Source organism: Blautia intestinihominis (assembly GCF_040096655.1).
Taxonomy (GTDB): Bacteria; Bacillota; Clostridia; order Lachnospirales; family Lachnospiraceae; genus Blautia_A; species Blautia_A intestinihominis.
Map to the genome: position 1 here is coordinate 1 of NZ_JBBMEI010000149.1, position 2710 is coordinate 2710.

Annotated in this window: 4 protein-coding genes; all 4 read left to right on the top strand. The window is 48.7% G+C overall.

The window, feature by feature from the left end; all coding sequences use genetic code 11:
- Positions 1 to 121 precede the first annotated feature (121 nt).
- On the top strand, positions 122 to 463 hold the full coding sequence (locus tag WMO75_RS19200; protein WP_005927681.1) for a replication initiator protein A: 342 nt from the start codon (positions 122 to 124) through the stop codon (positions 461 to 463).
- A complete protein-coding gene (locus WMO75_RS19205; protein WP_005927679.1) occupies positions 456 to 752 on the top strand; it encodes a DUF3847 domain-containing protein in 297 nt (98 codons plus the stop codon). Before WMO75_RS19200 ends, WMO75_RS19205 begins: the two co-directional genes overlap by 8 nt.
- A gap of 525 nt (positions 753 to 1277) precedes the next feature.
- Positions 1278 to 1616 (top strand): helix-turn-helix domain-containing protein, encoded by a 339-nt coding sequence (locus WMO75_RS19210; protein ID WP_003509323.1) that lies wholly within the window; start codon positions 1278 to 1280, stop codon positions 1614 to 1616.
- Positions 1617 to 1802: 186 nt separating this feature from the next.
- On the top strand, positions 1803 to 2710 hold a 908-nt coding region (mobQ, locus tag WMO75_RS19215), incomplete at its 3' end, for a MobQ family relaxase (RefSeq protein ID WP_349078782.1).

The following is a 2710-nucleotide window of genomic DNA, read 5'->3' on the forward strand; positions in this document are numbered from 1 at the left end:
TCACTTACAACGAATTATGCCGGAAATGCCAGCATGGGTGCAAGCAGAGCTTCCGGGCGGTTGTGATTGACTGCCCCTGTTATTTATCCAAACGAGCAAAGAAAAAGGAGGAACACACAGAATGAATTTTGAATTTATGACGATAGACACACCATTGCCGCCCTGTATGCCTTTTCCCAGAGCGTTGACAGGATTTCCAGTCAGCAGCACCGCAAAGGTCATGTACTGCCGGATGCTGGACGCTATGCTCTCCAAAGGGCAGGAGGACGAGAACGGAATCCTCTTTGTCTGCTTCCCTGTCACAGCCATTGCCGCAGTCCTGTCCCGCAGCTCCATGACGGTCAAGCGTTCTCTGAATGAACTGGAAACTGCCGGACTTATCATGCGGGTGCGTCAGGGCATTGGAGAACCAAACCGGATTTATGTGCTGATACCGGGAAAGGAGGACGCTGCCCTTGCCTGATACCTCAAAGCTGGAAAAACTCAATCGGGAGTTGGAAAAAAGCGAAAAGAAACTGCGGAAAGCCATCAATGATGAAAAGGCATTGCAGCACCAGTTGAAACAGCTTACCCGAAAGGAACGGACGCACCGGCTCTGTACCCGTGGCGGTATGCTGGAAAGTTTTCTGCAAGAGCCGGAACGCCTGACAGATGATGATGTCATGCTGTTGTTGAAACTCATTTTTCACAGACAGGACACGCAGGAACTATTGAAAAAACTGCTGGAACGGGAGATGCCGGAACCCCCTTAGTTTACTAAGGGCGCAATTATACACCACCCAAAGGTTGGTGCATTGCGTTCTCCGAAGGCTCCTCGCCGGAGGGCTGTGATTTTCCGCAGTCATGGTCTGCTCCAAATCATACAGGGGACGCTACGCTTCCCCTGCGCTGGCTGTCGCCAGCTACCCTTTTGTGGACTTGCCGCCCGGAAACACCTTGCGCTGCAAGCTGTTCCCGTCCAGCAAGTTTTATCAGTCGAGCTATCCTTATCTACGGTAATTTAGTATAATAAGGTCAAAAAACAGAACGCTATCATTGTGCAACCGATATGCAACTGATAATTGCTTGATAGTTGGTGGTAGCAACACGGTAATTCAGATAGAATAAAGCCAACAAAGAAAGGAGGTCATCCAAATGTTAGTAAACATCATTATGATTGTAGTCGGAATAGTTTTCTCATGTATCTTTGTCGGCTTGCTTATCCTTGTTATTCGTGCATTGCTTAAATATATCCGTACAGAGAAATGAAGCCAACAGCAACATTAGGAGGTGGTCAAATGAAAGTAACCGTATTTATGATAATCGTTGGAATAATTTTCTTATGTATCTTTGTTGGTTTGCTTACCCTTATTGTTCGTGCATTACTCAAATATATCCATTCAAAAGATGTACGGCAGGAAAAATCCGTAGTGAGGAAATCGTTGGGTGAAGCACTCAAAGTACACAGAACACAGTGCAAAATGACGCAGGAATTTGTTGCTGAAACGATTGGTGTTAGCAGGCAGGCTGTTTCAAAATGGGAAAATGGAACATCCGACCCTTCCACATCAAATCTTTTTGCACTTGCAAAACTTTACGGTATTTCTGTTGAAGAATTACTAAAAGAAGTTGAATAATCTTCATGCAGATATTTTATTTCATCATCGGGCCACCCTGACCCGAACTTTCAAAACTGAATACCAGCCGCCCACCGGCGGCACCACCGAGCAGGAAATCTGAAAAGGTCTCCTGCTTTTTTTCTGCCCCAAATGAGGTGGTAAAACGCCACCCCATCCACCAATTACCGAAAGGAGGGACACGAAATGCCCTGTCCACACAACGAAATCTCGATTGTGCAGCGAAGCCAACAGCAGTCTGCGGTTGCCGCCGCTGCCTACCAGAGCGGCGAAAAGCTGTTCTGTGGATACGATCAGGAAGTGAAGCACTACCCAGAAAAGCGTGGTATCGTCCACAATGAAATCTTGCTTCCGGCAAATGCCCCACGGTCGTATGCAGACCGCAATACTTTATGGAACGCCGCCGAAGCGGTGGAGAAGCAATGGAATTCCCAGCTTGCAAGGCGGTGGGTGCTTACCATCCCCAGAGAGATACCGCCCGACCAGTACGCCGCCCTTGTCCGGGATTTCTGCAATCAGCAGTTTGTTTCCAAAGGAATGTGCGTGGATTTTGCCATCCATGACAAAGGGGACGGAAACCCTCACGCTCATGTCATGCTGACTATGCGGGCAATGGATGAACATGGGAAATGGCTTCCCAAGAGCCGCAAGGTTTATGACCTTGACGAAAACGGGGAACGGATAAAACTTCCGTCCGGCAGATGGAAAAGTCACAAGGAAGATACGGTTGACTGGAACGACCGCAAGTATTGTGAAATCTGGCGGCATGAATGGGAGATCATCCAGAACCGCTATCTGGAAGCCAATGACCGCCCAGAGCGTGTGGACTTGCGTTCCTATGCCAGACAGGGGCTTGATATAGTCCCCACTGTCCATGAGGGGACTGCTGTCCGGCAGATGGAAAAGCGGGGTATCCAGACGAACATCGGCAACCTGAACCGGGACATCAGAGCCGCCAACCGCCTGATGAAGTCTATCCGGCAGCTCATTCAAAACCTCAAAGGCTGGATTACCGAGCTGGGAGAAAAACGAAAAGAACTGCTTGCACAAAAGGCGGCGGAGGAAGCGACACTTCTTCCCAATCTGCTGATGAA

Coding starts and splice junctions, on each gene's coding strand:
- WMO75_RS19210 (WP_003509323.1), top strand. CDS start 1,278: ATGAAAGTAACCGTATTTATGATAATCGTTGGAATAATTTTCTTATGT.
- WMO75_RS19200 (WP_005927681.1), top strand. CDS start 122: ATGAATTTTGAATTTATGACGATAGACACACCATTGCCGCCCTGTATG.